Origin of the sequence: Streptomyces sp. NPDC047061 (assembly GCF_040643955.1) — a bacterium.
GTDB lineage: Bacteria > Actinomycetota > Actinomycetes > Streptomycetales > Streptomycetaceae > Streptomyces.
Genome location: NZ_JBEYVI010000004.1, coordinates 283,472 through 309,597 on the forward strand (window position 1 = coordinate 283,472; position 26,126 = coordinate 309,597).

24 protein-coding genes and 2 tRNA genes are annotated in these 26,126 nt (G+C 69.1%); 12 read left to right on the forward strand and 14 right to left on the reverse strand.

Going from position 1 to position 26,126, the window contains the following annotated elements; translation table 11 throughout:
• Window positions 1–115: 115 nt before the first annotated feature.
• Complete coding sequence (locus tag ABZ887_RS09810; RefSeq protein ID WP_361285313.1) at window positions 116–1,420, forward strand: hypothetical protein; 1,305 nt, start codon at window positions 116–118, stop codon at window positions 1,418–1,420.
• Here ABZ887_RS09810 and ABZ887_RS09815 read toward each other — a convergent pair.
• Together ABZ887_RS09815 and ABZ887_RS09820 are read right to left on the reverse strand one after the other, a co-directional pair.
• A complete protein-coding gene (locus ABZ887_RS09815) occupies window positions 1,384–3,015 on the reverse strand; it encodes a serine/threonine-protein kinase (RefSeq protein ID WP_361285316.1) in 1,632 nt (543 codons plus the stop codon). The genes ABZ887_RS09810 and ABZ887_RS09815 overlap by 37 nt on opposite strands.
• Window positions 3,016–3,177: 162 nt before the next feature.
• The gene (locus tag ABZ887_RS09820; protein ID WP_089100435.1) at window positions 3,178–3,726 is read right to left on the reverse strand and encodes a DNA-binding protein; all 549 of its coding nucleotides are present in this window, start codon (window positions 3,724–3,726) and stop codon (window positions 3,178–3,180) included.
• A 185-nt stretch (window positions 3,727–3,911) separates the two neighbouring features.
• Here ABZ887_RS09820 and ABZ887_RS09825 point away from each other — a divergent pair.
• Window positions 3,912–3,984: transfer RNA gene (locus ABZ887_RS09825), tRNA-Ala, on the forward strand.
• Window positions 3,985–4,285: 301 nt separating this feature from the next.
• Here the strand turns inward: ABZ887_RS09825 and ABZ887_RS09830 are convergent.
• Complete coding sequence (locus tag ABZ887_RS09830) at window positions 4,286–4,987, reverse strand: DUF5324 family protein (RefSeq protein WP_361285319.1); 702 nt, start codon at window positions 4,985–4,987, stop codon at window positions 4,286–4,288.
• 290 nt (window positions 4,988–5,277) lie between these two features.
• Between ABZ887_RS09830 and ABZ887_RS09835 the strand changes: the two genes are divergently transcribed.
• Window positions 5,278–5,811 carry a peptidylprolyl isomerase gene (locus ABZ887_RS09835; RefSeq protein WP_361285322.1) on the forward strand — a complete coding sequence of 178 codons (534 nt, stop codon included), beginning with the start codon at window positions 5,278–5,280 and terminating at the stop codon, window positions 5,809–5,811.
• Window positions 5,812–5,909: 98 nt separating this feature from the next.
• Window positions 5,910–6,809, forward strand: a complete 900-nt coding sequence (locus ABZ887_RS09840) for a rhomboid family intramembrane serine protease (protein ID WP_361285325.1) — start codon at window positions 5,910–5,912, stop codon at window positions 6,807–6,809.
• A 298-nt stretch (window positions 6,810–7,107) separates the two neighbouring features.
• Here ABZ887_RS09840 and crgA read toward each other — a convergent pair whose 3' ends face one another.
• Window positions 7,108–7,362, reverse strand: a complete 255-nt coding sequence (gene crgA / locus ABZ887_RS09845; RefSeq protein ID WP_361285328.1) for a cell division protein CrgA — start codon at window positions 7,360–7,362, stop codon at window positions 7,108–7,110.
• A gap of 152 nt (window positions 7,363–7,514) precedes the next feature.
• Between crgA and ABZ887_RS09850 the strand changes: the two genes are divergently transcribed.
• The 6 genes from ABZ887_RS09850 to ABZ887_RS09875 are packed head-to-tail and all read left to right on the forward strand — an operon-like array spanning window position 7,515 to window position 11,663.
• Window positions 7,515–8,303, forward strand: coding sequence for a DUF881 domain-containing protein (locus tag ABZ887_RS09850; protein WP_361285331.1), 789 nt, complete (start codon window positions 7,515–7,517; stop codon window positions 8,301–8,303).
• A 27-nt stretch (window positions 8,304–8,330) separates the two neighbouring features.
• Window positions 8,331–9,014, forward strand: a complete 684-nt coding sequence (locus tag ABZ887_RS09855; protein WP_361285334.1) for a class E sortase — start codon at window positions 8,331–8,333, stop codon at window positions 9,012–9,014.
• A 52-nt stretch (window positions 9,015–9,066) separates the two neighbouring features.
• Window positions 9,067–9,228, forward strand: coding sequence for a hypothetical protein (locus tag ABZ887_RS09860; RefSeq protein WP_030939017.1), 162 nt, complete (start codon window positions 9,067–9,069; stop codon window positions 9,226–9,228).
• A complete protein-coding gene (locus tag ABZ887_RS09865) occupies window positions 9,225–9,863 on the forward strand; it encodes an aminodeoxychorismate/anthranilate synthase component II (RefSeq protein ID WP_361285337.1) in 639 nt (212 codons plus the stop codon). The genes ABZ887_RS09860 and ABZ887_RS09865 overlap by 4 nt, the downstream gene beginning before the upstream one ends.
• On the forward strand, window positions 9,860–10,894 hold the full coding sequence (locus ABZ887_RS09870; RefSeq protein ID WP_361285340.1) for a class E sortase: 1,035 nt from the start codon (window positions 9,860–9,862) through the stop codon (window positions 10,892–10,894). The genes ABZ887_RS09865 and ABZ887_RS09870 overlap by 4 nt, the downstream gene beginning before the upstream one ends.
• 19 nt (window positions 10,895–10,913) lie before the next feature.
• On the forward strand, window positions 10,914–11,663 hold the full coding sequence (locus tag ABZ887_RS09875; RefSeq protein ID WP_361285343.1) for a class E sortase: 750 nt from the start codon (window positions 10,914–10,916) through the stop codon (window positions 11,661–11,663).
• Between the two features lie 28 nt (window positions 11,664–11,691).
• Here the strand turns inward: ABZ887_RS09875 and ABZ887_RS09880 are convergent, their stop codons facing one another.
• The 7 genes from ABZ887_RS09880 to ABZ887_RS09910 all read right to left on the reverse strand — a co-directional run bounded on the left by ABZ887_RS09880 (window position 11,692) and on the right by ABZ887_RS09910 (window position 21,210).
• Window positions 11,692–12,735 (reverse strand): restriction endonuclease, encoded by a 1,044-nt coding sequence (locus tag ABZ887_RS09880; protein WP_361285346.1) that lies wholly within the window; start codon window positions 12,733–12,735, stop codon window positions 11,692–11,694.
• Between the two features lie 297 nt (window positions 12,736–13,032).
• Complete coding sequence (pknB, locus tag ABZ887_RS09885) at window positions 13,033–15,018, reverse strand: Stk1 family PASTA domain-containing Ser/Thr kinase (protein ID WP_361285349.1); 1,986 nt, start codon at window positions 15,016–15,018, stop codon at window positions 13,033–13,035.
• Between the two features lie 169 nt (window positions 15,019–15,187).
• A complete protein-coding gene (locus ABZ887_RS09890; protein WP_361285352.1) occupies window positions 15,188–16,672 on the reverse strand; it encodes a penicillin-binding protein 2 in 1,485 nt (494 codons plus the stop codon).
• Window positions 16,669–18,108, reverse strand: coding sequence for an FtsW/RodA/SpoVE family cell cycle protein (locus tag ABZ887_RS09895; protein ID WP_361285355.1), 1,440 nt, complete (start codon window positions 18,106–18,108; stop codon window positions 16,669–16,671). Before ABZ887_RS09895 ends, ABZ887_RS09890 begins: the two co-directional genes overlap by 4 nt.
• 27 nt (window positions 18,109–18,135) lie before the next feature.
• Window positions 18,136–19,701: a Stp1/IreP family PP2C-type Ser/Thr phosphatase gene (locus ABZ887_RS09900; protein WP_361285785.1), complete on the reverse strand. Its 1,566-nt coding sequence runs from the start codon at window positions 19,699–19,701 to the stop codon at window positions 18,136–18,138.
• Between the two features lie 98 nt (window positions 19,702–19,799).
• Window positions 19,800–20,324, reverse strand: coding sequence for an FHA domain-containing protein (locus tag ABZ887_RS09905; RefSeq protein WP_361285358.1), 525 nt, complete (start codon window positions 20,322–20,324; stop codon window positions 19,800–19,802).
• Window positions 20,325–20,334: 10 nt separating this feature from the next.
• Complete coding sequence (locus tag ABZ887_RS09910; RefSeq protein ID WP_361285361.1) at window positions 20,335–21,210, reverse strand: DUF3662 and FHA domain-containing protein; 876 nt, start codon at window positions 21,208–21,210, stop codon at window positions 20,335–20,337.
• A gap of 409 nt (window positions 21,211–21,619) precedes the next feature.
• Between ABZ887_RS09910 and ABZ887_RS09915 the strand changes: the two genes are divergently transcribed.
• Together ABZ887_RS09915 and ABZ887_RS09920 are read left to right on the forward strand one after the other, a co-directional pair.
• Window positions 21,620–21,703 (forward strand) — tRNA-Leu (locus tag ABZ887_RS09915).
• Window positions 21,704–21,988: 285 nt separating this feature from the next.
• A complete protein-coding gene (locus ABZ887_RS09920) occupies window positions 21,989–22,918 on the forward strand; it encodes an NAD(P)H-binding protein (protein WP_361285364.1) in 930 nt (309 codons plus the stop codon).
• An 85-nt stretch (window positions 22,919–23,003) separates the two neighbouring features.
• Here ABZ887_RS09920 and ABZ887_RS09925 read toward each other — a convergent pair whose 3' ends face one another.
• The 3 genes from ABZ887_RS09925 to ABZ887_RS09935 form a co-directional block, all read right to left on the reverse strand.
• The gene (locus tag ABZ887_RS09925; protein ID WP_361285366.1) at window positions 23,004–23,585 is read right to left on the reverse strand and encodes a TetR/AcrR family transcriptional regulator; all 582 of its coding nucleotides are present in this window, start codon (window positions 23,583–23,585) and stop codon (window positions 23,004–23,006) included.
• Window positions 23,586–23,819: 234 nt separating this feature from the next.
• Window positions 23,820–24,431: an isochorismatase family cysteine hydrolase gene (locus ABZ887_RS09930; RefSeq protein ID WP_361285369.1), complete on the reverse strand. Its 612-nt coding sequence runs from the start codon at window positions 24,429–24,431 to the stop codon at window positions 23,820–23,822.
• Window positions 24,432–24,532: 101 nt separating this feature from the next.
• The gene (locus tag ABZ887_RS09935; protein ID WP_361285372.1) at window positions 24,533–25,264 is read right to left on the reverse strand and encodes a hypothetical protein; all 732 of its coding nucleotides are present in this window, start codon (window positions 25,262–25,264) and stop codon (window positions 24,533–24,535) included.
• Between the last annotated feature and the right edge of the window lie 862 nt (window positions 25,265–26,126).

Sequence of the window (26,126 nt, forward strand, 5' to 3'; positions counted from 1 at the left end):
TGGGCGTTTCGGACGGTCGTGGGGATCCCCGGGTGGCGCGACGGCGCGCGGGGCAGTATGGGGCCCCGACCGGTCCCGGACTTCGGGTCCGGCTCGACGACGGCTGGGGGCGCGCGTGATACGGCGGTGGCGTACGGCGGCGGCATGGCGGGGCATCGGTGCGACGGCAGCCCTCGCACTGACGGCACTGCTGCCGGCCTCCGCCGCCTCGGCGAGCGGTGGTGGCGGATACGCCTTCGCCCCCGGCGACCGCACGGTCACCGGCGCGACGGGCAGCACGGACGCCGTACCGCTGGAGCCCGGTACGGCCTACCGCAGCACCCTCCCGGACAAGGGCGAGCTGTACTTCCGTCTCGAACTCGCCGCCGGTACCACGGCCTACGTCCCCGTCACCGCCGTTCCGCCCTCCGACGCCACCGTCTCCGCCAGCGACGGCATTCAGGTCTCGATCGAGGACGCCAACGGCACCGCCTGCGACTACAGCAGCGCCCGCTTCGGCGCCGGGCTCAGCCCCCGGCCGGTCACGGCGGTGGGGCGTCGGGACGCGGGCAGGACGCTGTGCCAGGACGCGGGCACCTACTACGTGGTCGTCGAGCGGCTCGTGTCCGGCTCGACGACCACCACCCCGGGCAGCTGGGACCTGGAGATCGCCCCCGTCACCGAACCGGCCCTGGCCAGGGCCGGCGCCACCACCGCCCCCGAGACCTGGAACTCCGCGTCGCCCGAGCCGCTCACCGGAGAACCCCGCCGCAGCACCGCGGGCGCCGGTTTCGCCTCGGCCCGCACCCTGGACCAGGGCGTCTGGCGGACCGACATCACGCCCGGCCAGACCCTCTACTACGCCGTCCCGGTCGACTGGGGCCAGCAGCTGCACGCCACCGTCGACCTCGGCAGCACCAGCGCCGCCGCCCACGGCTATGTCAGCGCCGCGCTCAACCTCTCCCTCTACAACCCGGTCCGCGGCTACGTCGACGACGTCTCCGTCGGCTACGACGGCACCCAGAAGTCGTCCTCCCTCGACCCCCTGCCACCCGTGGCGTACGCCAACCGGTACGCCGTCTCCGGCGCGGAGAGCTCCGTCCGCTTCGCCGGCGCCTACTACCTCGTCGTCCACCTCACCGGGCAGACCGCGGACACCTTCGGGAAGGGGCCGTACGGCGTCACGCTCCATGTCCGCGTCGACGGCACCCCGAACTCCGGCCCCGCGTACGCCGGTTCGCCGGTCCCGAAGGGCGTCTTCGACGCGTCCTCGGACCGGGGGAGCCTCGGGACCGCGGCCGGCGGCGACGACAGGGCGATGCGGGCGCTCGCGGCCGGCGGTATCGGCACGGGAACGGCGCTGCTGCTCGTGCTGGGCGTGTGGACCCTGACCGCGCGGCGCGCTCAGATCCGGGCCAACGCCCAGAAACCGACGGCGTAACAGGCCAGCGCGAGAAGAAGGATGGGCACGGCGGCCCTGGCCGGAGGGCCGGGCCTGCGCGCCCGCCGCCGACGCCGGCCGTGGGTGCGGACCGACGGCGGCGGGGCCTGCGGGTCACGCGCGGTGTAGGTGGCCGTGGTGGTGTCCGTGCCCGTGTCCGGCCGGGCCGGGGGGAGTGGCTGCGCGGGCGGCCACGGGGTGTGCGGCTGCGCGACAGGGGCGGCCTGCGGCGCCGGCACCGGCTGCTGCCCGGCGTACGGCGGATACGGCGGCGTCGGCCCGGGCTGCGCGGCAGCGGGCGCCGGAGTGACCGGTGTCAGGGGCGGGGGGAGCCGGAAACTGCCGGTGTCGGACATGGAGACCGGGGCTGAGGGGGGTCCGGGGACGCCGCTGCTGCTGCCGGTGCCGCCGACCCGGCCGGCGTCGGGCGCAGGGACCCCTTCGCCGCTCCCAGCCCTGCTCCCTGCCCCGCCCGGGGCTGCCGCCGAGCCAGAACCCGTACCCGCACCTGCGGCCGCCTCCGAGCCGGTAGCCGCACTCGTACCCGTCCCTGCAGCCCCGGCCGATTCCCCGGCCGTCTCCCGGCCCGGGGAGGCCTCGTCGACCGTTCCCCGCGCTGCCGCGGCAGTGGCTGCCCGAGCCCCCGCTCCCGGCGCACCAGGCCCTGCCGGAGTCCCCGGCACCCCCTGCGCCGCGCCGCCCCCCGAAGGCACCCGTACCGGACCCCCGGGCCCGAACCCCTTCGGCAGCGGCCCCAGTTGGTCGAAGATCTCGATCGAGTCGTCGTGGGCGTCCGTCTCCGGGAGGAGTTCCCTGGCCTGGGCGAGGGCCCTGCGGGCGCCGGTGGCGGTGTGGAAGCGGGCGCGGGGATCCGGCTGGAGGAGGCTGGCGACGACCTGCCAGAGCGGGTCCGGGATGCCCTTGGGCGCTCCCGGGGTGCCGTGTTCGGCGAAGTACTGGACGAGCGCCTTGGCGTCGGGCTTGGCGCCTTCGAGGAGATACAGGGCGACCAGGCCGACGGCGAACAGGTCGGCCGTGAAGTCGGGCTCGGCGCCCAGGAGTTGCTCGGGAGCGATGTAACCCGGCGTGCCGACCACGAGGTTGGTCTCGGTCAGCCGGGCCTCGCCGAGCCGCATGGCGATGCCGAAGTCGGACAGGCGCAGCCGGGGACGGGCGGTGCCGGTCGCTTCCAGCAGGATGTTCGCGGGCTTGATGTCCCGGTGGACCACGTCCTCGGCGTGCACCGCGGCGAGGCCGGAGAGCAGCTGGTCGAGGAGGGTGCAGACGAACAGCGGGGGCAGGGGGCCGTAGTCCCCGACCAGGTGGACCAGCGAGCCGCCGGCGACCAGGTCCATCGTGAAGAGGACCTTGTCGTCGTCGGCGGCCCAGCTGGCCGGAGCCAGGACATGGGGGTGGTCGATGCGCAGTGCCTGCTCCCGCACGAAGCGCAGGAGCGCGTGGGCGTCGCTCTGCTGGAGCACCTTGGCCGCCACATAGCGCCCCCGCCGGTGGTCCCAGGCGCGCCAGACGGCGCCCACTCCGCCATGACCGATCGGGTCGGCCAGTTCGTACCGGCCCGCGAAGACCTCACCCATGACTGCCCGTAGCCCTCCCCCTCTGGTCCCCCTGCCACCCCCTGCCTGCTACCCCCCTTGCTTCCCCCGGATGAGCGATACGACCCCTCTCGCGTGACCCCCTCTGCCAGGGCCTGGCCCCGCCCGGTTCACCGGACCCCCTCCGGTGCGCCGGGCCGTGACTCAGCTCTGGTGCGACTGGTAGTGCGTGACCGCGTCCGACGTGCGGCCGGCACCGTAGACCCGGAGGAACTCCGCGAGTTCCGGGTGGGTCGGAGCGAGCGTGTCGGCCGCGTCGATGATGTCACCGGCGGCGGCCACCGAGCGCAGCAGCGACTGGATTTCACGCACCACGCGCTTGACCGTCGGCGCCCCCGAGCCGCTGGTCGTCTGCGTGGTGTTGCTGAGCACCGAGCCCCCCTGGGACTTCTTGATCTCGTCCATGCGCTCGGTCGCCTCGGCCGCGCTCACGCTGCCGTCCGCGACCTGGGCCGAGAGGTCCTGGAGCAACTGCACCCGCTGGACCACGGCCGGGTTGCCGATCTTCGCCCGCTGCCCGCTCATCAGCTGCGACAGCATGGGTGCGGACAGTCCGAGGACCGCCGCGAGACGTGCCTGGTTGAGCCCCAGGTCGTCGATGAGCTTACGGAAGAGCGCCCCCAACGGCTCTCCGTACCAGTTCCGCTGCAGCTCCCGCGCTCTGGCGGTGGCTTCCTGCTGTGCGGCGTCCATTGCGTCTCCCCATCGCTTCCCCAAAAAAACCACGGTTCGCTACAGCGAACCCCGTCGAGCATCTTACGGAGAGTGGTCATCTGCGGGGACCCCCAATCTTTTTGCGAGGTAAGGGGGGTGACCCGGTACTCTGGTCTGCGGCACCGACCCTGCGGATCTATCGCTTGGCCGGTCGCTTCCCGTACGGGGCCTTAGCTCAGTTGGTAGAGCGCCGTCTTTGCATGGCGGATGTCAGGGGTTCGACTCCCCTAGGCTCCACTCATTGAATGCCCCCTGAACTGCGGAAACGCGGTTCAGGGGGCATTTTTGGTGCGCGCTGGAGGCACGCGAGGGGGTCACCTTGACGGGGGTGCCCGCCCTGCACGGGCCCGAGGGCTGTGAGCCGGTCGTGTCGAGCTGTGCCGAGTGCCTAGCTGTACTGAGTGACCGCAGCCGCGGGGTGCCCCCTGGCCTCACAAAACCTCTCTGGCCTGCGTAAACGCAGGCCAGAGAGGTTGATGTGTGCGCCCTCGCGGTCAGGCGTCTGGTTTCACGTGAAACGGTGTGCGGTCCGCCGGGCTCAGCGGTTCTTGTCGTCCCGGGACCGTGATCCCCGCTCCTCCGCCTCCTTGGCCTGCACCTCCGGGTCGAGGGGAGAGCTGCCGTCCACCGAGCCGAGCCGGCCCGGATCCGGAACCTCCGTCGCGACGGGCGGCTCGACCAGCCAGTCGGGGTTGGCCTGCTTGTCCCACCACTTCCAGGCGGCGAAAGCCGCGCCGGCCACCACGCCGACCACGGCGAACGCCTTGAACGCGCGGCCGCACGACGAGCGCCGCTGGTTCCGGTGCGCCAGCTTCTCGATCTCCTCGGCCGAGACGTTGCCGCGCAATGCGGCCAGCGCGGCGGCACCCCGCGTGGCAGCCTCCTCGCGGACCGGACCGGCCGCCGCCACGGCCTGCTCGATCCTCGGCCGCGAGTAGTCGGCGGCCTGCCGGGCCGCCTTGCGCGTCAGGTCCGCGGCGTCATGCGCGGCCTGGTCCACCTTCGGCGGTACATGGGTAAGGGCCTGCTCCAGGCGCGGCACGAGACGGGCGTCGTACTGGACGCGAGCCTGCTCTGCGGCCTGCGACACCACGGGCGCGAGCCGTACGCGTGCCTCCTGCGCGTAGTACGCGGCACGCTCCTTGGCCGTGTCGGCATAGGGCGCCACCGCTTCCGCGGCGTGCCGCACGCTGTCCTTCGCCGAACTGGTCGCGGCGCGCACGCTGTCTTTGCGGGTCACGGGTTTCCTCCTCCTCGGTGGCGTACGGTATTTCGACTTTCCACCCTTTTACGGATCATGCCTGTCCGCGGGCCGAGTGGCGCGCGAGGACGGGCATACGGGTGCAACCAGAGCTAAGAGGGGCTTGTCGACGACAATGCCACGGATCGGTGCCGCGCGCCCCCGCATCACAGAAGGGGTTCCGCAAGTGATTCGTGAGGATCCAGGTCCGGAAACTCCGGGCGGGCGTCGGACCCGCCGTACCGTGCGAGGATCGTGACACTGAATCCGAGCACAACGGAAGGCGGATCGTGGCCGAGCAGCTCTACGCCACCCTGAAGACCAGCCTCGGCGACATCGAGGTCCGGCTCTTCCCGAACCACGCGCCCACGACGGTCAGGAACTTCGTCGAACTGGCGCAGGGCGAGCGTGAGTGGACCCACCCCGCCACCGGCACCGTCTCCACCGACCCGCTCTACGACGGCACGGTCTTCCACCGGGTGATCAGCGGCTTCATGATCCAGGGCGGCGACCCGCTCGGCACCGGCATCGGCGGCCCCGGGTACAAGTTCGAGGACGAGTTCCACCCCGACCTGCGCTTCGACCGCCCCTACCTGCTGGCCATGGCCAACGCCGGCCCCCGCACCAACGGCTCCCAGTTCTTCATCACGGTCAACCCCGCCCCGCACCTCAACCGCAAGCACACCATCTTCGGCGAGGTCGTCGACCCGGCCGGCCAGAAGGTCGTGGACAACATCGCCGCCGTCCCCGTCAGCGGACCCAACAAGCGGCCGGTGAACGACGTCGTCATCGAGACGGTCGTCGTCGAGAAGCGCGGCGGCTGAGCGGTCCCGAAGCGAAGCACCCGAAGGGAACCAAACGCCCCGCTCGTCCGTAAGGATGGGCGGGGCGGAACACTGCCCACGACGAGCGAGGGGACCCCATGGAGGACCAGGCGACAGGCAGCGCGCGCGACGCCCACAGCCTGCCCAAGTGCTACCGGCACCCGGACCGGGAGACGGGCGTGCGCTGCACCCGCTGCGAGCGCCCCATCTGCCCCGAGTGCATGGTCAGCGCCTCCGTGGGCTTCCAGTGCCCCGAATGCGTCCACGGCACCACCGCCGGCCAGAGCGGCCCGCCCCCGGCCGCCTCCCGGCCCCGCACCCTCGCCGGCGGCACGGTCACCGCCGACCCACGGCTGCTCACCAAGATCCTGATCGGCATCAACATCGCCGTCTTCCTGGTCGAGCTCTCCGTCGGGGACAGCTTCACCAACCGCTTCGACCTGATCGGCCAGGCCTGGTTCCCGCAGTACGGCGACGTCGAGGGCATCGCCCAGGGCCAGTACTACCGGATGCTGACCGCGATGTTCCTGCATGACAGCTCGAGCCCCATGCACATCGTGTTCAACATGCTCAGCCTCTGGTGGATCGGCGGCCCCCTGGAAGCCGCCCTCGGCCGCGCCCGCTACATCACGCTCTACTTCGTCTCCGGCCTGGCCGGCAGCGCCCTCACCTATCTGCTGGCCGCCCAGAACCAGCCCTCGCTCGGCGCCTCCGGCGCGATCTTCGGCCTCTTCGGCGCGACCGCGGTCCTCATCCGCCGGCTCAACTACGACATGCGGCCGATCATCGCCCTGCTGGTGATCAACCTCATCTTCACCTTCAGCGGCGGCATCGCCTGGCAGGCCCACATCGGCGGCCTGGTCGCCGGCGTCATCACCGGCTACGCGATGGTGCACGCCCCGCGCGAGCGGCGGAACCTGATCCAGTACGGCACCTGTGCACTGGTGCTGGTCGTGGCCGTGGTGATCACCGTCGTCCGGACCGCGCAGCTCACCTGAGCCTGCTCCTGCGCCTGATCACGGCGGCTCACCGCACCGATACCGAACCGTTGTCCACAGTCGGTGGCCGATCTTGTGCACAACGTGCGTGCACAACTGCGCCCCCTCCTACTCACCTGCGTTGCCGCAGGTCAGGGAGGGGGCGAGTGGTTTTGCGGAGGGTGTTGTGGTAGTCGTACCGGCGTCAACACCCAACGGGTTATCCACAGATCGTCGTCTTTTCCCCAGGAGGGTGTGGACAGCAGCTCGGGCCTGTGGATAACTCAGCGAACAGCCCTGGGCAGAGCTGTCGGCCGGGTTACTTCCACTGCGTGGAGACGCCGAAGCCGGCCGCGATGAAGCCGAAGCCCACGACGATGTTCCAGTTGTCGAGGCTGTCGATCGGCAGCGAACCGTCGGTCACATAGAAGACGACGATCCAGGCCAGCCCGATGAGGAACATGGCCAGCATCACCGGCGCGACCCAGGCGCGACTGTTGAGCTTGATGGCGGTCGCCTGCTTCGCCTGGGGCGGCGTGTAGTCGGCCTTCTTGCGGATACGTGACTTCGGCACGAGGGTCTCTCCTGTCGATGCGCTGCGTGGCCGCGCAGGTAACTGGGTCGGGCTCGGAGCAGCGTACAAGGGGACAGCAAGGGCACACTGAGCGCTCCCCCGGGCGTCCGTTAGCGTAGTGCTTCCGTGGCGCCGAAGGAGATAAGGGTACGTTGAGCAATTCTGCCGACTCCCAGGGGACCGGATCAACGGGTGCCGGCCCATCCCGCAAGAACGGCTTCCGGCCGGTGCGGATTCTCACCGTGGGCGTCTTCGCCCTCGCCGGTCTGCTCTTCTTCACCAGCTTCAACACGGCCAAGGGCACCGACATCCGTTCGGACGACAACCTGCTCAAGCTCTCCGACCTGATCCAGGAGCACAGCCGCAAGAACAAGGCGCTGGACGAGTCCAACGCGAGCACCCGCGACGAGAACGAGAAGCTCGCCAAGCGCGACGACGGCTCCACCAAGGCCCAGGACGACAAGCTGACCGGTCTGGAGAAGGACGCGGGCACCCAGAAGCTCACCGGCAAGGCGATCACCGTCACCCTCAACGACGCTCCGCCGAACGCCACCGCCAAGCTCCCCGGCTACCCCGAGCCCCAGCCCGACTACCTGGTCATCCACCAGCAGGACCTGCAGGCCGTGGTGAACGCCCTGTGGCAGGGCGGCGCCACCGGCATCAAGGTCATGGACCAGCGGCTGATCTCCACCAGTGCCGTGCGGTGTGTCGGCAACACGCTGATCCTCCAGGGCCGGGTCTACTCGCCGCCGTACAAGATCCAGGCGGTCGGGGACCCGGCGAAGATGCAGAAGGCGCTTGCGGACTCCGAGGCCATCCAGAACTACATGGTGTACGTCAACGTGTACGGCCTCGGGTGGAAAGTGACCGAGGACGGGACGGTGACTCTGCCGGGCTACTCGGGCACAGTGGATCTGCACTACGCGAAGCCCGTGGGGTAAGCAGCTCGTCACTTTCTGGAGCCGCCGGTGCGCGTGATCGTCAGGACCGTCAGCGAGCTCTGCATCACCGTCGGCACGCTCATCGTGCTCTTCGTCGCGTACGTGCTGTTCTGGACCGGGGTGAAGGCCGACAGCGTGATGCACGACCAGATCGACCAGTTACAGCGGCAGTGGTCGGCGAAGGCGGCGGTGCACCCCACGGCGAAGGCGACCGCAGCACCCGCGAAGCCCGCCGCGTACCACTACGGCAGGCCCTTCGCGATCATGTACATCCCCCGGTTCGGTTTCACGTGGAACAAGCCGGTCCTGGAGGGCACCGGCACCGACGTGCTGAAGAAGGGCCTCGCGCACTACGCCCGGACCGCGCAGCTGGGCCAGGTGGGCAACTTCGCGGTCGCCGGCCACCGGCGCACCTACGGCGATCCGTTCCTCGACTTCCCGAAGCTCCGCGAGGGCGATGCGATCGTGCTGACGGACGGGACGACCTGGTTCACGTATCGGATCGACAAAGGCCCCTACAAAACAGTTCCGACGGACGTTGAAGTGATCGACCCTGTGCCACGTAAGTCGGGGTATACGCGTCCGGGGCGCTATCTCACGCTGACCACGTGCGATCCGGAATGGGGGCACAGCCATCGGCTGATCGTCTGGGCGCACTTGGACTCCACACAGCCCGTGGAGTCAGGCAGACCTAAGGCGCTGCGCCGTTAGTCTGGTGCAGTACGGCGGGATTCTGGTGCCGTGGTGGAACGGAAGGGACGGCATGTACGGCTGGATCTGGCGGCATCTGCCGGGGAACGCATGGGTGAGGGCGCTGATCTCACTCCTGCTCGTCCTGGCCGTGGTCTACGTCCTCTTCCAGTACGTCTTCCCCTGGGCCGAACCGCTGCTGCCCTTCAACGATGTGACGGTGGACAACCAGTGAGCGCGCGGATTCTCGTCGTCGACAACTACGACAGCTTCGTCTTCAACCTGGTCCAGTACCTGTACCAGCTGGGCGCCGAGTGCGAGGTGCTGCGCAACGACGAGGTGTCGACGGCGCACGCCCAGGACGGCTTCGACGGTGTTCTCCTCTCGCCCGGGCCCGGGACGCCGGAGGAGGCCGGGGTGTGCGTGGACATGGTCCGGCACTGCGCCGCGACCGGTGTCCCGGTCTTCGGCGTCTGCCTCGGCATGCAGTCGATGCAGGTGGCGTACGGCGGTGTGGTGGACCGGGCGCCCGAGCTGCTGCACGGCAAGACCTCGCTGGTCGAGCACGGCGGCAAGGGGGTCTTCGCGGGCCTGCCGACGCCCTTCACCGCGACCCGGTACCACTCCCTGGCGGCCGAGCCGGCGACGGTCCCGGCCGAGCTGGAGGTGACCGCCCGCACCCACGACGGGATCATCATGGGCCTCAGGCACCGTGAACTCCCGGTGGAGGGTGTGCAGTTCCACCCCGAGTCGGTGCTGACCGAGCACGGGCACCGGATGCTGGCGAACTGGCTGGTGGAGTGCGGTGACCAGGGGGCCGTGGCGAGGTCGGTGGGGCTCGCCCCGGTGGTGGGCAGGGCCACGGCGTGACCGCGCTGCGCCCCGAGCGCGAGACCGGTGCCTCGTACGGGGATCAGCCGTACGGGGCGTCGAGCGCGCTCGGGGAGACGGCGTACCTCGCACCGCTTCCGCCGATCGACGAGGAGACCGTCGCGCTGCGGATCCCCGATCCGCCGCCCGTATCGGCCTCTGCGGGCACAGCAGCCCCTTCCGGCACCGGAACCCCAGGAGGTGGCCGCGCGGCCCGCAGAAAGGCCGCCAGGCGGCGCGGCGGGCGGCACGGGGGCGCACCGGAGGCAGCACCTCAGGAGTCGGCGTCGCCGGGGACCACCGCGCCGGGCCGGCCGCTCTCCCGGGTCGAGGCCCGGCGGCGGGAACGGTTGCGCAAGCCCAGCCCTGCGGTCGTGGCGAGCCGGGCGATAGGCGAGGTGTTCATCACCACCGGCGTGCTGATGCTGCTCTTCGTCACCTACCAGCTGTGGTGGACGAACGTCCGCGCCCACGCGCAGGCCGGCAAGGAGGCCAGCAGCCTCCAGCAGGACTGGGCGAGCGGCAAGCGCGCGCCGGGTGTCTTCGCGCCGGGGCAGGGCTTCGCCATCCTGCACATTCCCAAGCTGGACGTGGTGGCGCCGATCGCCGAGGGCGTCAGCAACAAGAAGGTCCTCGACAAGGGCATGGTCGGGCACTACGGCGAGGGTGCGCTCAAGACCGCGATGCCGCAGGACAAGACCGGCAACTTCGGCCTGGCCGCGCACCGCAACACGCACGGTGAGCCGTTCCGGTACATCAACAAGCTGGTGGCCGGCGACTCGGTGGTGGTCGAGACGCAGGACGAGTACTACGTGTACAAGGTGACGTCGATGCTGCCGGTGACGGCGCCGAGCAACGTGAGCGTGCTGGATGCGATCCCGAAGGGTTCGGGCTTCACCACACCGGGCCGCTACATCACTCTCACCACCTGCACGCCGGAGTTCACCAGCAAGTACCGGTTGATCGTGTGGGGCAAGATGGTCGAGGAACGCCCGCGCAGCAAGGGCAAACCGGACGCGCTCGTCGAGTAAGGGCAGAGGCAGAGGAACAGTGGCAGCGACCGCCGACGACACCGAAGAGCAGACCGACGCACCGGACGCGGCGTCCGGGCCGGGGCGGCGGCCGATCGGCCGGATCGCGACGGCGGTCAGCGTCTTCGGCGAACTTCTCATCACGGCGGGCCTGGTGCTCGGCCTGTTCGTCGTCTACTCGCTGTGGTGGACGAACGTCGTCGCGGACCGCAAGGCCGACCGGGAGGGCGACAAGGTCCGGGACACCTGGGCCCAGCAGGACACCGGCCCGGGCGCGCTGAACACGAAGAACGGCATCGGGTTCCTGCACGTGCCGTCGATGAAGAACGGCGAGGTCCTGGTCGAGAAGGGCACCTCGACGGACGTCCTGAACAACGGCGTGGCCGGCTACTACACGGACCCGGTCAAGGCCACGCTCCCCACCACCGGCAAGACCGGCAACTTCGCGGTCGCCGCCCACCGCGACGGCCACGGCGCCAAGTTCCACAACATCGACAAGATCAAGGTCGGCGACCCGGTCGTCTTCGAGACCCGCGACCACTGGTACGTCTACAAGGTCTACGACATCCTCCCCGAGACCTCGAAGTACAACGTCAAGGTCCTCTCCCAGGTCCCCAAGGAGTCCGGCAGGACCAAGCCGGGCCACTACATCACCCTGACCACGTGTACGCCGGTGTACACGAGCCGCTACCGCTACGTGGTCTGGGGGGAGCTGGTCCGGGTGCAGAAGGTGGACAGCGAGCGGACGCTGCCGAAGGAACTGCGTTAGCGTGACGTCTTGTTCGGGCCCTTTCACGTCACCTCGTTCTCATGACAAGACCTTCAGCGGTTCCCCGGCACTCCAATCCTCCAGTACCCCCCCGGTGTACGGCGGTGATACCGGCTTCGGCAGCGATGTCCAAGGCTTCCGCGGTAAAGGGGCACGTTGCCACGTAGAGCGCCACCTCTGCGCTGTACAGGACCTTCGCGGACCCGATGAACTTCTGGACGTCGGGGCTGGTGATGTTGAGGTAGGGCGCGAACCTCTTGCACTGGACGACGAGGCGCCGCCCATCGGCCGTGAGTCCGATGATGTCGACGCCCCGGTCGCCGTGACCGCCCTGTACGACGATGTTGGTGCATCCGTCGCGGATCAGCAGTTTGGCGATGTGGCGTTCGAAGGTGCGGCCGTTCATGGCGTCCATGGCGGCCATGACTCCGACGGCGGGGCGGTCGTCCCGGATTCCTTCGAGCCTCTTCAGCCGTGTGTGGTGCTGGTGGAGCCGCCGCTCGATGCGCTGGACTCCTGTGCGCAGGGCGATCAGCTCCTGGCGATGCTCGCCTGATGTTTCGATCAGGGCGTTGAACATTGGCACGACCGTCTTGCCAAGGATGTGGGTTATGCATTGGTCGATACGGTCGTCAAGGGAGACGTCCTCGGTGGGGACAGGGTTATCCACAGGCTGCGTACGTGCCAGATACTCCATGTCCAGGAGGTACACGCGCACCTGACGTGCGACTTCGCTGTCTCGGAGGAGCATGGCGACGTTGAGGACAGCCCGGCGGGAGAAGAGCGCGAGGGATGCGGTGCGCGACTGAATCCCACTGAGCGCCTTGAAGGCGCTCAGTTCTGAACCTGTCAAAACGTGGTAGCCGTTGGCTTCCAGCTCCGCCCTGTGGTCGATCACCAGAGAGCGGATGGCTTTGACGCGCACTTGGAAGTACGTCGCCACCATCGCCGTGGTCACATGCATTCCGTCCGGCAGCAGTGACAGCGCCTTCACCTTGTCGAGTACGTCGGTGCGGTCCGGCACGCTGCCGCGCAGGCTCTGCGATTCCAGCAGCGCCGATTCGTTGATCACGCTCTGCCCTTTCGACCGTGATGTGGCCGTCCGGCCAGGGCAGAGCTGCGAGTCCCCACCCGATCTGATCAACGACTTGTTGAGTGGGAAGACGCGATCGGTACCAGAGCAGATGTTCACCCAAGCCGCCTTTGGCGTGACGATGCCGACCGAGACGGGCGATCTCCGTGAACCGGTCAGACTCCCTAGGAAGCACTCGGCCCCGCCGAGCCGAAGCTCGGCGGGGCCGAGGAGAGCCTGCCTGGGACTGGCCAGAGCGTCGCCCTGGCAAGCTCTTTGGTCGCTGCGTGCGGAACGTCAGCCGCTGGTACCGCCGAAGAAGTTGGTACCGCCGTTGTTCCCGCCGTTGTTGTTGCCGACGCTCACCGTGGTGAGGGTGATCTGCGTGTTGCCGGGGTCGTCGACGCCGGTGTTGGCCTGCGGGTCCTGGTTGGTGACCAGGGCGTTGTCGCTGGAGTCGCCGTTGAACTGGATGTTGGTGAAGCCGGACGCCTGCAGGGTCTGCTTGGCCTGGCTCACGGTCTGGCCGATCACGGTCGGTACGGCCGTCTGCTGCTTGGCCTTGCCGATCTGGATGTTCACCGAGGAGTTCTTGTCGACCTGCGTGCCCGCCTGCGGGTCGGTCGAGACGACCTTGCCGACCAGGCTGGAGTCGTCGGTCTCCACCTCGGTGCAGTTGCCGGTCAGGTTGTTGGCCGTCATCTGTGCCTTGGCCGCGTCGCAGGTCTGCCCGGTGACGTCGGGGACCGTGGACTTCTCCTCGGCCTTGGCGACGGTGAGGGTGATCGTGGAGCCCTTCTGGACTTCCGCACCGAGGGCGGGATCCTGGTCCAGGACGGTACCCGGGTCCTCACCGGAGGTCTGCTGCTTCGTTTTGACGACGAAGTTGTACTTGTCGCCCTCAAGCGTGGTCTTGGCGTCGTCGATGTTCTGACCGACGACGCTCGGTACGACCACCTTCGGCGCACCCGTCGAGACGACCAGGTTGACCGTGGAGTCCTTCTTGACGTCGGTCCCCTGCTTGGGGTCCTGGCTGCAGATACTGCCCTTGGGCTGGTCGTCGCAGGTCTTCTGGGTGAAGGCCAGCTTCAGACCGACGTTGTCGGCCATCTGCGTGGCCGTCGCCTTGGTCTGGCCGACGAACGTCGGCGTGCTGACCGTGTCGTTCCCGCCCCCGCCCCCGCTGACCACCCATTTCCCGATCAGGATCGAGCCCACCAGCACCAGGATGCCCGCGACCACGAGGAGGATCGTGGACGTGTTGCTCTTCTTCTGCTGGCGGCGGCGGTCCGGGCGTTCGTCGTAGCCGTAGCCGCCGTCGTCCGGGTTCATCGGGGGGAGCATGGTGGTGGCGCCGGCGTCGGAGCGCAGGGCCGTGGTCGGCATGTCGTCCGGGTAGCCGCCGTAGCCGACGGAGCCCATCGCCGCGGTGGCCGCGACCGGCTGGCCGTCCAGGCACGCCTCGATGTCGGCGCGCATCTCGTCGGCCGACTGGTACCGGTAGTTCGGGTCCTTGACCAGGGCCTTCAGGACGATGGCGTCCATCTCGGGCGTGATCTCGGGGTCGAAGACCGACGGGGGCTGGGGCTCCTCGCGGACGTGCTGGTAGGCGACCGCGACCGGGCTGTCGCCCACGAACGGCGGCCGTACCGTCAGCAGCTCGTAGAGCAGGCAGCCCGTCGAGTACAGGTCCGAGCGGGCGTCGACCTGCTCGCCCTTCGCCTGCTCCGGGGAGAGGTACTGGGCGGTGCCGATCACGGCGGCCGTCTGGGTCATGGTCATGCCGGAGTCGCCCATGGCGCGGGCGATGCCGAAGTCCATGACCTTGACCTGGCCGTTGCGCGTCAGCATGACGTTCGCCGGCTTGATGTCCCGGTGCACGATGCCGCTGCGGTGCGCGTACTCCAGGCCCTGGAGGATGCCGATGGTCATCTCCATGGCGCGCTCGGGCAGGAGCTTGCGGCCCGAGTGCAGGAGTTCGCGGAGCGTCGAGCCGTCCACGTACTCCATGACGATGTACGGGATCGAGACCCCGTCGATGTAGTCCTCGCCCGTGTCGTAGACCGCGACGATCGCGGGATGGTTGAGCGAGGCGGCCGACTGGGCCTCCCGGCGGAACCGGGCCTGGAAGGACGGGTCGCGCGCGAGGTCCGCGCGCAGCGTCTTCACCGCCACCGTGCGGCCGAGCCGCGTGTCATGGGCGAGGTAGACCTCCGCCATGCCACCACGGCCGAGCACGTGGCCCAGCTCGTACCGGCCGCCGAGGCGACGCGGCTCTTCCATAGTTCCCTACCAGCCCTCTCCGTCGGTCCCGACCGGCACGGGTGTGCGGTCGGAGGCTGCCGTCCGGGCCTACCGTACCCGGCTGTGTTTGTGTGACCTGGCCAAGCCCGTAACCCGATACAGGACCGGTATGTCAACGTGCACCGATGCGAAGGGGACGTGAGCGGGGTCACTTCTTGGAGTTGATGACCGCCTCCATCACGCTCTTCGCGATCGGGGCCGCGAGGCCGCCGCCGGAGATGTCGTCACGGTTGGCCTGGTCGTCCTCGATGACCACGGCGACCGCGACCGGCTTGCTGCCGTCGGGGAGCTTGGCGTAGGAGATGAACCACGCGTAGGGGTTCTCGCTGTTCTCCACACCGTGCTGGGCGGTACCGGTCTTGCCGCCGACGGTGACGCCGTTGATCTGGGCGTTCGTACCGGTGCCCTCCTTGACGACCGTCTCCATCATGGACTGGAGGACCTGGGCGTTGGAGGAGGAGAGAGGCTGGCTCATCTCCTCGGGCTCGGTCTGGGAGATGGTGTCGAGGTTCGACGACTGCAGCTTGTCGATCATGTACGGCTTCATCAGCTTGCCGTCGTTGGCGACCGCGGAGGCGACCATGGCCATCTGCAGCGGGGTCGCGGCGGTGTTGTACTGGCCGATCGAGGACAGCGCGGTCTGCGACTGGTTCATGTTGTCGGAGAAGACCGAGGCGCTGGAGCGGACCGGGGTGAACTGCTCGGAGTCGAAGCCGAACTTCTTCGCCTCGGCGAGCATCTTGTCGTTGCCGAGGTCGGCGCCGATCTTGCCGAAGACGGTGTTGCAGGAGTAGCGCAGCGCGACGCGCATGGTCGCGTTCTTGCAGGGGATGCTGCCCTCGTTCTTCAGCTCGGTGGTGGTGCCGGGCATGACGTACGGCAGCGGCGACTTGGTGGCCTCGTCCGCGGAGGTGTACAGCCCGTTCTCCAGGGCGGCCGAGGCGGTGACGACCTTGAAGGTGGAGCCCGGCGGGTAGGTCTCGCGCAGCGCCCGGTTCAGCATCGGGTCGTTCGGGTTGTACTTCTTCTGCAGCTTCTTCCAGGCCGCGGCGTCGGTGTCCGAGGTGCCCGCGAAGGCCGAGGGGTCGTACGACGGGTAGGAGGCGAGGGCCAGGATCTTGCCCGTGGAGGGGTCCAGGGCGACGACCGCACCCTTGCCGCCCTGCTTCTTCAGCCCGTTGTAGGCGGCGCTCTGGGCGGCCGCGTTCAGGGTGGTGACGACGTTGCCGCCGGACTTCTGCTTGCCCGTGATCATGTCGAGGGTGTTGCGGAAGAAGAGCCGGTCGTCGTTGCCGGTGAGGATGCCGTCCTCGAGGCTCTCCAGCTGGTTGGCGCCGAAGGCCTGGGAGGCGTACCCGGTGACCGGGGCCCACATGGGGCCGTTCTTGTACGTGCGCTTGTACTTCAGGTCGTTGAGACCGGAGGAGCTGGACGCCGTGGAGCCGGTGACCGGGTTGCCGTCGACGATTATGTCGCCGCGCGCGGTGGAGTAGCGGGCGATCGTGACGCGGCGGTTGGCGGGGTCCTCGCGGAGGGTGTCGGCCTTGACGTACTGGAGCCAGTTGTCGCGCAGCAGCAGGGTGAGGACCAGGAGGCCGCAGAAGATCGCGATCCGGCGCAGGGGCTTGTTCATGAGGGGCGGACCACCTGGGTCATCTCGGCGTCGGGGTTGGCGGCGGGGGCCGGGGCCGGGCGGCGGGCGGTGTCGCTGATGCGGATCAGCACGCCGATGAGCGCCCAGTTGGCGATCACGGAGGAACCGCCGTACGCGAGGAACGGCATCGTCATACCGGTCAGCGGGATGAGGCCCATCACACCGCCGGCGACGACGAACACCTGGAGCGCGAAGGCGCCGGAGAGGCCGACGGCGAGCAGCTTGCCGAACGGGTCGCGGGCGGCGAGCGAGGTGCGCACGCCGCGCTCCACGATCAGGCCGTAGATGAGCAGGATCGCCATGATGCCGGCGAGGCCGAGCTCCTCGCCGAAGGTGGCGAGGATGAAGTCGGAGTTGGCGGCGAACCGGATCAGCTCGGAGTGGCCCTGGCCGAGGCCGGTGCCGAGGGTGCCGCCGGAGCCGAACGCCCACAGGGCCTGCATCGCCTGCTCGGAGTGGCCTGCGACGCCCTCCCGGGAGAGCGTGTACTCCTTCATCGGGTCGAGCCAGGCCTGGACACGCTGCTGGACGTGCGGTTCGAAGCTGGCCACGCCGACCGCGCCGGCCGCCGACATCAGCAGACCGAAGACGATCCAGCTGGTCCGCTCGGTGGCGACGTACAGCATGATGATGAACATTCCGAAGAACAGCAGCGAGGTACCGAGGTCGGTCTCGAACACCAGGATGAGGATCGAGATGAACCAGACGACCAGGATCGGGCCCAGGTCGCGGCCGCGCGGCAGGTAGAGCCCCATGAAGCGGCGGCTGGCCAGGGCCAGCGCGTCCCGCTTGACCATCAGGTAGCCGGCGAAGAAGACCGCGAGGACGATCTTCGCGAACTCACCGGGCTGGATGGTGAAGCCGCCGACGGAGATCCAGATCTTGGCGCCGTAGACGTTCAGGCCGAGGCCCGGGACCAGGGGGAGCAGGAGGAGGAAGAGCGCCGCCACCATCGAGATGTAGGTGTAGCGCTGGAGTGCTCTGTGGTCCTTGAGGAAGATCAGGACGACGATGAACAGCGCGATGCCCATCGCGGTGTACAGCAGCTGGTTGGTGGCCTTGCCGCCCGAGACGTGGATCGACTGGAGCAGCTTGGACTGGTCGAGTCTCCAGATGACGACCAGGCCGAGGCCGTTGAGCAGGGTGGCCAGCGGCAGCAGCAGCGGGTCCGCGTACGGGGCGAACTTGCGGACGACGAGGTGGGCGACGCCGGCCAGGAGGCCGAGGCCCAGTCCGTAGCTCAGCAGTCCGGCGGGGACCTTGTCGTTGATGGCCAGGCCCACGTTGGCGTAGGCGAACACCGGGATGGCGACGGCGAACACCAGGAGCGCGAGCTCGGTGTTGCGCCGGCTCGGCGTGCCGATGGAGCCGATCGTGGACGTGTGGTTCGTCGACGTGTTGGTAGTACTGCTCATCGTGTGACGGGGCCTCTCACGGCTTGCCTATTGCTTACCGCACAGCGAGACGACCTTCTGCTCATCCTCCGAGAGGGTGGGGCCGGGGCTGGGGGTCGCTGAGGGGGACGGGGACGGTGACGCCGTGGAGGACGCCGAGTTCGAGGGGCTTGGCGAGGCCTTGGACGTGAGAGAGGTCTTGGTGGTTCCCGTGGTGCCGCCGGCCTCGCCCTGGCCGGTCTTGGAGTTGGCGGTGGACTCGGCGGCGGTGCGCTCCGACTCCTTCTTGCAGGCGGAGGCCTGCACGGCCAGCTCCTGGACCTTCGACTGGGCGTCCTTGAGACCGCCCTCCGCGATGGTGGCCTTGACCTGCTTCTGCTGGTACGGCGGCAGGTACTTGAGTTCGATCTCGGGGTGGTCCGTCTCCACCTTCGACAGCGACACCCAGGCGAGGTCCTGGCTGATGCCCTGGTACAGCGCGACGTGCGTGCCGTTGGCGCCGACGTAGTACTGCGTCTGCGTCCAGCGGTAGCCGCCGTACAGGCCTCCGCCGATCACGGCGAGGGCGAGCACGCTGAAGAAGGATCTCTTCAGCCACCTGCGGCCGCGGCGGGGCTTGACGAAGTCGTCGTCGGTGTAGTCGCCGAAGCTGTCGGTGGGGACGTAGCCGGTGGTGTCGCCGGAGCCGGGCGGGCCGAACTCGCCGCCGCCCCCGTGCCGGGGACCCTGGCGGCCGAGGCTGGCGGCGCGGCCGGCCGGGGTCTGCATGAAGCCGTTGTCGTGCAGGTGCTGCTGGTTCTCGGCGACGGCGCCGACCACGACCGGGGTGTCGGAGAGCTGCCCCGCGAGGGTGTCGCCGGTGTCCAGGTCGAGGACGTCCGCGATGATGACCGTGATGTTGTCGGGGCCGCCGCCGCGCAGTGCGAGCTGGATCAGCTCCTGCACGGTCTCCTGCGGGCCCTGGTAGCTGGCGAGGGTCTCCTCCAGGGTCTGGTGGGAGACCACCCCGGAGAGTCCGTCGGAGCAGATCAGGTACCTGTCCCCGGCGCGGACCTCGCGGATCGACAGGTCGGGCTCGACGTGGTCGCCGCTGCCGAGCGCGCGCATCAGCAGCGAGCGCTGCGGGTGGGTGGTGGCCTCTTCCTCGGTGATCCGGCCCTCGTCGACGAGCCGCTGCACCCAGGTGTGGTCCTGGGTGATCTGCGTGAGCACGCCGTCCCGGAGGAGGTACGCACGGGAGTCGCCGACGTGCACGAGGCCGAGCCGCTGCCCGGTCCACAGCAGGGCGGTGAGGGTGGTCCCCATGCCCTCCAGCTGCGGGTCCTCCTCGACCATGGCGCGCAGCTGGTCGTTGGCGCGCTGCACGGCGTGGCCGAGGGAGGTGAGGATGTCGGAGCCGGGCACGTCGTCGTCGAGCGTGACCAGGGTGGAGATCACCTCGGAGGAGGCGACCTCGCCGGCGGCCTGGCCGCCCATGCCGTCGGCGATGGCGAGCAGGCGGGGGCCGGCGTAACCGGAGTCCTCGTTGCCCTCCCGGATCATGCCTTTGTGCGATCCGGCGGCGAAGCGCAGTGACAGACTCATGCGCACCTCGCCCGTCGGCTCCGGGTACATCCGCACGGTGCCCACCCTCCGGTCGGGAGCGCGCGAAGGACCGGCGTCCGGTCCGCCGCCGCGTGCTCGCTCCGCTCGCGCCTACTCATGATGTAGCACTACTTCCGCAGCTCGATGACGGTTTTGCCGATGCGGATCGGCGCGCCCAGCGGGATCGGTGTGGGGGTCGTCAGCCGGGACCGGTCCAGGTAGGTGCCGTTGGTCGAACCGAGGTCCTCGACGATCCACTGGCCGTCACGGTCCGGGTAGATCCTGGCATGACGGCTGGAGGCGTAGTCGTCGTCCAGCACGATCGTCGAGTCGTGGGCGCGGCCGAGGGTGATGGTCTGGCCCTGGAGCGCGACCGTCGTACCGGTGAGGGTGCCTTCGGAGACGACCAGCTTGGAAGGGGCGTTACGGCGCTGGCGACCGCCGGCCGCCGGCTGCTGGGCGCGCTGCTGCGGAGGCGCGGCCTGCTGCCGGGCGGCGGGCTGCTGCCGGCGCCCTTCTTCCCTACGCGATCCGCGCTGGGTGACGCGCGTACCGAACAGGTCGCTGCGGATGACCTGCACGGCCACGATCACGAACAGCCACAGTACGGCCAGGAAACCCAGCCGCATGACCGTGAGGGTCAGCTCTGACATTGCCCCCGCTTCACCCTTCGGCTTGCCGGTAAATGATGGTGGTGCTGCCCACGACGATCCGCGAGCCGTCGCGGAGCGTAGCGCGGGTGGTGTGCTGCCCGTCCACCACGATGCCGTTGGTGGACCCGAGATCCTGGATCGTCGAGGGCGTTCCGGTCCGGATCTCGCAGTGCCGGCGGGAGACGCCGGGGTCGTCGATCCGCACGTCGGCCTCGGTGCTGCGGCCCAGCACCAGAGTCGCGCGGGAGATCTGATGGCGGGTGCCGTTGATCTCGATCCAGTAGCGGGTGCGGGAGCCGGGCGCCGAGGCGCCGACGGGACCCGAGGGCGGCCGCTGGGCGGCCGGCTGGGTGGGCTGCGGATAGCCGTAGCCGCCGGGGCGGGCGCCGGGCGGCGGGGCGCTCGGCATCGGCGGAGCGGCGCCGCCGCCCTGCGGGTAGCCGTAGCCGCCCGGACGCTGCGGGGCGCCGGGGCCGCCGGCGGGAGCGCGCTCGGGAGCCTGCTGGTTGCTGGAGGAGGCGAGGGTGCGGCTGCGCACCCGGTACAGACCGGTGTCGAGGTCGTCGGCCTTCTCCAGGTTGACCTTGATCGGCCCCATGAAGGTGTAGCGCTGCTGCTTGGCGTAGTCGCGGACCATCCCGGCGAGCTCGTCGCCGAGCTGCCCGGAGTAGGGGCTGAGCCGCTCGAAGTCGGGCGCGCTCAGCTCCACGATGAAGTCATTGGGTACGACGGTCCGGTCCCGGTTCCAGATGGTCGCGTTGTTGTCGCACTCGCGCTGCAGCGCGCCGGCGATCTCCACGGGCTGGACCTCGGACTTGAACACCTTGGCGAAGGTGCCGTTGACCAGACCTTCGAGACGCTGCTCGAACTTCTTCAGGACTCCCACAGGGCACCTCCTCTGTCGCCTTGCCCGTACTGCCTGCCGTTGCCGCTACTGCTCACTGATCGTATCTACGCGCCCGGCAATCAGCCGGTTCCCCGAGGGGCCCCCGTTCGAACTCCTCGGCGTGCTTCTCCTGTCAAGGATCGGCGCTTCTTCTGCCATGGATCGTAGAGGTGGCCCACGACCAGTGTCCCGCACCTGACTGTGCACCCGATCCGTCTCCTGGACAGATGGCCCTGACCGGTACGAGGTTGATACGTGACGGCCGACTGCTCGGTACGTGATCGTCAGGTGGGCGCTGCCCCGGGATAAGGGATGTGAACCCACCCTGTCCCACGTGCTAGTGTTCTGGATGTCGGAAGGGCCCAACCCGAAGGAAACAACGGGGTCGGAGCCGGAAGACACACCCAATGCGCGGGTGGCGGAATAGGCAGACGCGCTGGATTCAGGTTCCAGTGCCCGCAAGGGCGTGGGGGTTCAACTCCCCCCTCGCGCACAGAGAGAGACCGGGTCTCTGCTGGTGACGGAAGTCACCGCAGGGGCCCGGTTCTCGTTGTCCGGTGATCGTCCGGCGGCTGTGACCGGCTGTGAGGCATCGCACGGCCTCGCCCCGGCAGGCGGAGGGCCTCGCTCGTGAGCTATATCACGGGTGGCTGGGGAGGCGGCGGCAGGTCACGACGGGCGGCAACCGGAGGTCGGCGTCACCGGGAGCCCGGACCCGGGGGCCGGGGGCCGGAGCACCCCGGTTGCGCCCGGGTCGTGCGGACCGCAGGCTGCCTCCATGGACTACAGCCCGGAAGCAGGCGTGCGGCCCATTCTGGTGACCGGTGCCGCGGGCAGCGTCGGGGCCGTCGGCAGGACGGTGGTCCAAGGTCTTCGGCGCCGGGGATTCCAGGTCCGCGCTCTGGTGCGCCGGGACGACGACCGTGCCCGGGCGCTGCGCGCGACGGGCGCCGGGGTCGTGGTCGGAGATCTGACACGGGCCCGTGACGTCGCCAACGCCCTCGACGGCTGCGGACGGATGTACTTCGGCATGGCCGTGTCGGAGCAGTATCTGCTGGCCGCCGTGACCACGGCGGCGGTCGCGCGCGCCTACGGGGAGCTGGAGGCGTTCGTGAACATGTCGCAGCTGACCGTCTCCGAGATGGACGCCACCAGCGGCTCCGAGTCGCACCAGCATCGTCAGCAGTGGCTGGTCGAGCAGGTCCTCGACTGGTCGGGCCTGCCCGTGGTCGAGGTCAGGCCCACCGTCTTCATGGAGAACCCGCTCTTCCGGGCCGTGTTCTCCTCGGTCGCCGAGGACGGCGCCGTCAGGTGGCCCTTCGGCGAGGCGAGGACCTCCCCGATCGCGGCCGACGACGTCGCCGCGGTCGTCGAGGAGATCCTGGCCGATCCGGCCCGGCACATCGGCCGGATCCACGAGCTGACCGGCCCCCGGTCACAGGACGGCGCCGCCACGGCCGCGGAGATCTCCGACGCCCTGCACCGCACGGTCGGCCACACCGACGTTCCGCTGCAGGAATGGCTCGACAACGATCTCGGGGCACTGGGACTGCCGGACCATGTCTTCCAGCACATCTCCACCATGGCTCGCATGCACGTGGCCGGACGCTACGACCGCCAGGCCGACGGCATGGCAGAGGTCACCGGGCGGCCCGCCGCGGGAGTGGCCGACTACGTCCGCAGGAACCCCGAGCTGTTCACGCGCTGAAGCCGCCCGCGGAACTGCGATGCCCCGGCGGCCGTCGGCGGCCGTTGCGCCGTGGTGGTGCCGCGGTGTTCGGGGGCCGGACCGGTCAACGAGGCTCCGGGAGCTCCTTGAGCGCTGCGGCCGTCTCGATGAGGATCTCGGTCGACAGCTCCGGGTCGCCGACGGCCCGCGCCATGGCGATCGCCCCGACCATGGCGCTGAGTGCCAGGAACGCCTGCCGGCGGTCGGCCGCGGGATCGTCGCCCGACGCGAGGCCCGCCAGGATGCTCAGGTAGCTCTCGACCTGCCGGCCGTACGCGGCCCGCGTTCTGTCATCGGCCCGTGAGACGTCCTGCGGCAGGGCGGCGACCGCGCACCCGTCCTGTGGTGCGTCCCGGTGGGCGGTGCTGAGGTAGTCGTCGACGATCGTCGTGAACGCCTGCTGTCCGCCACGGGCGGCCGCGGTCAGGAACCACTGGTTTCCCTGCTCCAAAGCGTGTTCGACCGCCTCGGCGACGAGATCGTCCCGGGAGGCGAAATGCCGGTAGAAGCCGCCGTGGGTCAGACCGGCCTCCTTCATCAACTCGGCCACCCCGACCCCGTTCACGCCGTCGCGACGGAAACGTGCCGCGGCCCTGTCGACGATCCGGGCATGACTCGCCGCCTTGTCCGCCTGCGAACTCACCATGATCGAACCTCCGGCCCACGGGGCCGTCCTCGGCCCGCGACAAATGAAGATTATAGGCATCATCCTGGGGTGATGCGGGCTGGGGGCTGCGGGCTGGAGGCCGGGACCGTTGCCGCGGAAAGCCGCCGCGGTCACCGCGTACGGCCGCTCTCGCCGCTCTCGCCGCTCTTGCAGCTCCCGCGGCTCTCGCAGCTCCGGCAGCTCCCGGCGCGTGGCCGGGAGCCGCCGCCGGCGTCACCCCAGCTGCGCGAGCAGCTCCTCGGTCGTGACGATGGCGTGGGCGAAGGTCGGCCCGTTGAGCGTGTGGGCGTAGTGCATCGCCTCCTGGCTGAAGGCGGCGGTCGCGTCCTTGACCAGGGTGACGTGGTACCCGAGCTCCATGCCGAAGCGGCCGGTCGCCTCGATGCACGTGTTGGCGATCATGCCGATCAGAATGATGCGGCGGATGCCGTGCTGCTTGAGCCGCAGATCGAGATCCGTGTTGGCGAAGCCGCTCGATCCCCAGTGCTCGTGGGCCACGACGTCTCCGGGCTGGGGCTGGAAGTCGTCGCTGAAGGTGCCGCCCCACGTGTCCTTGGCGAAGACCTCGGCCTTGGCGGAGTTGAGCTGGTAGGGCGTGGGAAAGTCGAAGGAGACGTAGTCGCCGGGCTCCCAGCGGTGGTGCGGAACGAAGATGATCTTCAGCCCCCGGGCGCGTGCGGCCGCGACCACCTCTCGCAGGTGATCGAGCAGGTTCACCTCCTCGGCGACCGCCTTCACCCGGGGCCAGATCTTGCCGCCCTCGCCGAGGAAGTCGTTGTAGGGGTCGACCAGCAGAACGGCGGTGGTCGAGGCGTCGTAGCTCATGACAATCTCCTGTCCGGTTTGGATTTGGCCTTGGGTTTTGGTTCAGGGCTGGGTTTCGGTTCGGGTCCGGCTCGGCCGGTCCGTTCGGCCGGGGATCTGCGTCATCCCCAGCGACTGGCGCGTGCCTTGCGCTCTATGTCCCTGGCGAAGAGCGGAGTCTCCTCGGCGTTGTGGGCACTCAACGCCTTCTGTGCGGCTTCACTCGCCACGGCGAAAGGCACGCCGCGTTCCTCCAGCGCTTCCAGATAGCCGGGAGCCGTCCGGACCTCGACCTTGTTGATGAAGTTCGTCATGCCCGCGTCGATGGCTTCGGCGCTGAATTCCCAGATCACGACGAGCTTGACGCGGGCACCGATTTCCGGACCGATCGAATCCGACAGCGACACGAGGCGGCAGTGGTTTCGCTCGGCGACGTCCTCGACGTAGTGCTGCACCATCAGATTGCCGACGTGCTCCACGTTGATGGACGTGCGCTTTCCCTCGGGCGTGAGTGTCGTCGCCCCGGCGATGTGATTCTTCGAACAGGCCTGATATTCGCTGTCGGTCAGGGTGAAGACCCACTCTGTCAGGTCGATCGCCGTCAGCGGCGCCTGGATGGTGGATTCGGAAACCGATTCGGCGATGATGCGGTCGGTCATTTGCTGATCTCCTGTTCTCGGGTCGAACCGGCCGAGCCGTCCTTCACCAGCGCGACCTCGTGGCAGGGCTCCGCTGCGAAGCGGGCGGGCGGTGGATTCGGGGCAGGTGCAGGTGCGCATGCCGGTCGCGAGGAATTTACGGAGGCCGTGCTTCTTGATGTGGAGGTGGAGGACGAGATCCGTGCCGGCGAGCACGAAATCAGGGTGAACGCTTCCGCCCTGTGCGGTGACCGCTCGGATCGCTTTTCCGTCGGCGACGGTGCGGGGCGATGAAAACCTGCACATCCCAACCGTCCGAGCGGTGGTCAGGACCTGCCGCGCTCCGAAAGGAGGTAATTGCAGGGATCGACGAAAGGCAATCCCGTGAGCTCGGGTTCCCAGGTCTGCTCAGGTATCGACATGCCTCCTCCAGCGACTCGCACACAATGAAGATTACGCACATCATCTTCAGAGTCAAGCGCGGGCATCGCGCGTCACTTCGCGGTGGGTGAGGGCGTTCTGTGTGACGCGCAGGACATGTCCATGGGCCGGATCGACTCGTCGGTCGCCACGGTCGCGTGTGCCCTGCGGTGCCGTCGTGGGGCAGGGGCAGGGGCAGGGGCAGGGCTGGGCCGGCGTCGGCCCAGCCCTGGATCGGTGAGCGTCAGCCGAGTCGTGTGGCGACGAGGATGAGCGGTTCGCTGCTGCGCCGTGCGGCCTCGGCGGGCGTCAGGCCTCAAGCTCCACGGCGACCGCGACAACCCCCGCACCCTGTGGCACTCCGCCCGTACCGCCGTCGCCAAGCGGGTGCAGAACCTTCCACCTGCATCCTGGGAAATGATCCGGGCGAGCCCGGGACCGTGTCCTGCGCAGGCTGCGGTGGTCGGCGTGGGGCGGTTGCAAGGCGAGCGGGATCGTCTGCGTGGCGATGCCGCGGATGTGCCCCGGGCCCACGGCCCGGGGCACATCTCTCGCCGGCAGCGCTCGGGGGCGGCTTGCTGTTTCCGCATGCGGCGGTATCCACGGCGGGCGGCGATCGGCCGGAGCGGTCTCTCGCGTTGTGACGAGCCTGTCAGGT

Coding starts and splice junctions, on each gene's coding strand:
- ABZ887_RS09815 (WP_361285316.1), bottom strand. CDS start 3,015: ATGGGTGAGGTCTTCGCGGGCCGGTACGAACTGGCCGACCCGATCGGT.
- ABZ887_RS09820 (WP_089100435.1), bottom strand. CDS start 3,726: ATGGACGCCGCACAGCAGGAAGCCACCGCCAGAGCGCGGGAGCTGCAG.
- ABZ887_RS09840 (WP_361285325.1), top strand. CDS start 5,910: ATGGAGGACCAGGCGACAGGCAGCGCGCGCGACGCCCACAGCCTGCCC.
- ABZ887_RS09860 (WP_030939017.1), top strand. CDS start 9,067: ATGTACGGCTGGATCTGGCGGCATCTGCCGGGGAACGCATGGGTGAGG.
- pknB (WP_361285349.1), bottom strand. CDS start 15,018: ATGGAAGAGCCGCGTCGCCTCGGCGGCCGGTACGAGCTGGGCCACGTG.
- ABZ887_RS09890 (WP_361285352.1), bottom strand. CDS start 16,672: ATGAACAAGCCCCTGCGCCGGATCGCGATCTTCTGCGGCCTCCTGGTC.
- ABZ887_RS09895 (WP_361285355.1), bottom strand. CDS start 18,108: ATGAGCAGTACTACCAACACGTCGACGAACCACACGTCCACGATCGGC.
- ABZ887_RS09900 (WP_361285785.1), bottom strand. CDS start 19,701: ATGTACCCGGAGCCGACGGGCGAGGTGCGCATGAGTCTGTCACTGCGC.
- ABZ887_RS09905 (WP_361285358.1), bottom strand. CDS start 20,324: ATGTCAGAGCTGACCCTCACGGTCATGCGGCTGGGTTTCCTGGCCGTA.
- ABZ887_RS09920 (WP_361285364.1), top strand. CDS start 21,989: ATGGACTACAGCCCGGAAGCAGGCGTGCGGCCCATTCTGGTGACCGGT.
- ABZ887_RS09925 (WP_361285366.1), bottom strand. CDS start 23,585: ATGGTGAGTTCGCAGGCGGACAAGGCGGCGAGTCATGCCCGGATCGTC.
- ABZ887_RS09930 (WP_361285369.1), bottom strand. CDS start 24,431: ATGAGCTACGACGCCTCGACCACCGCCGTTCTGCTGGTCGACCCCTAC.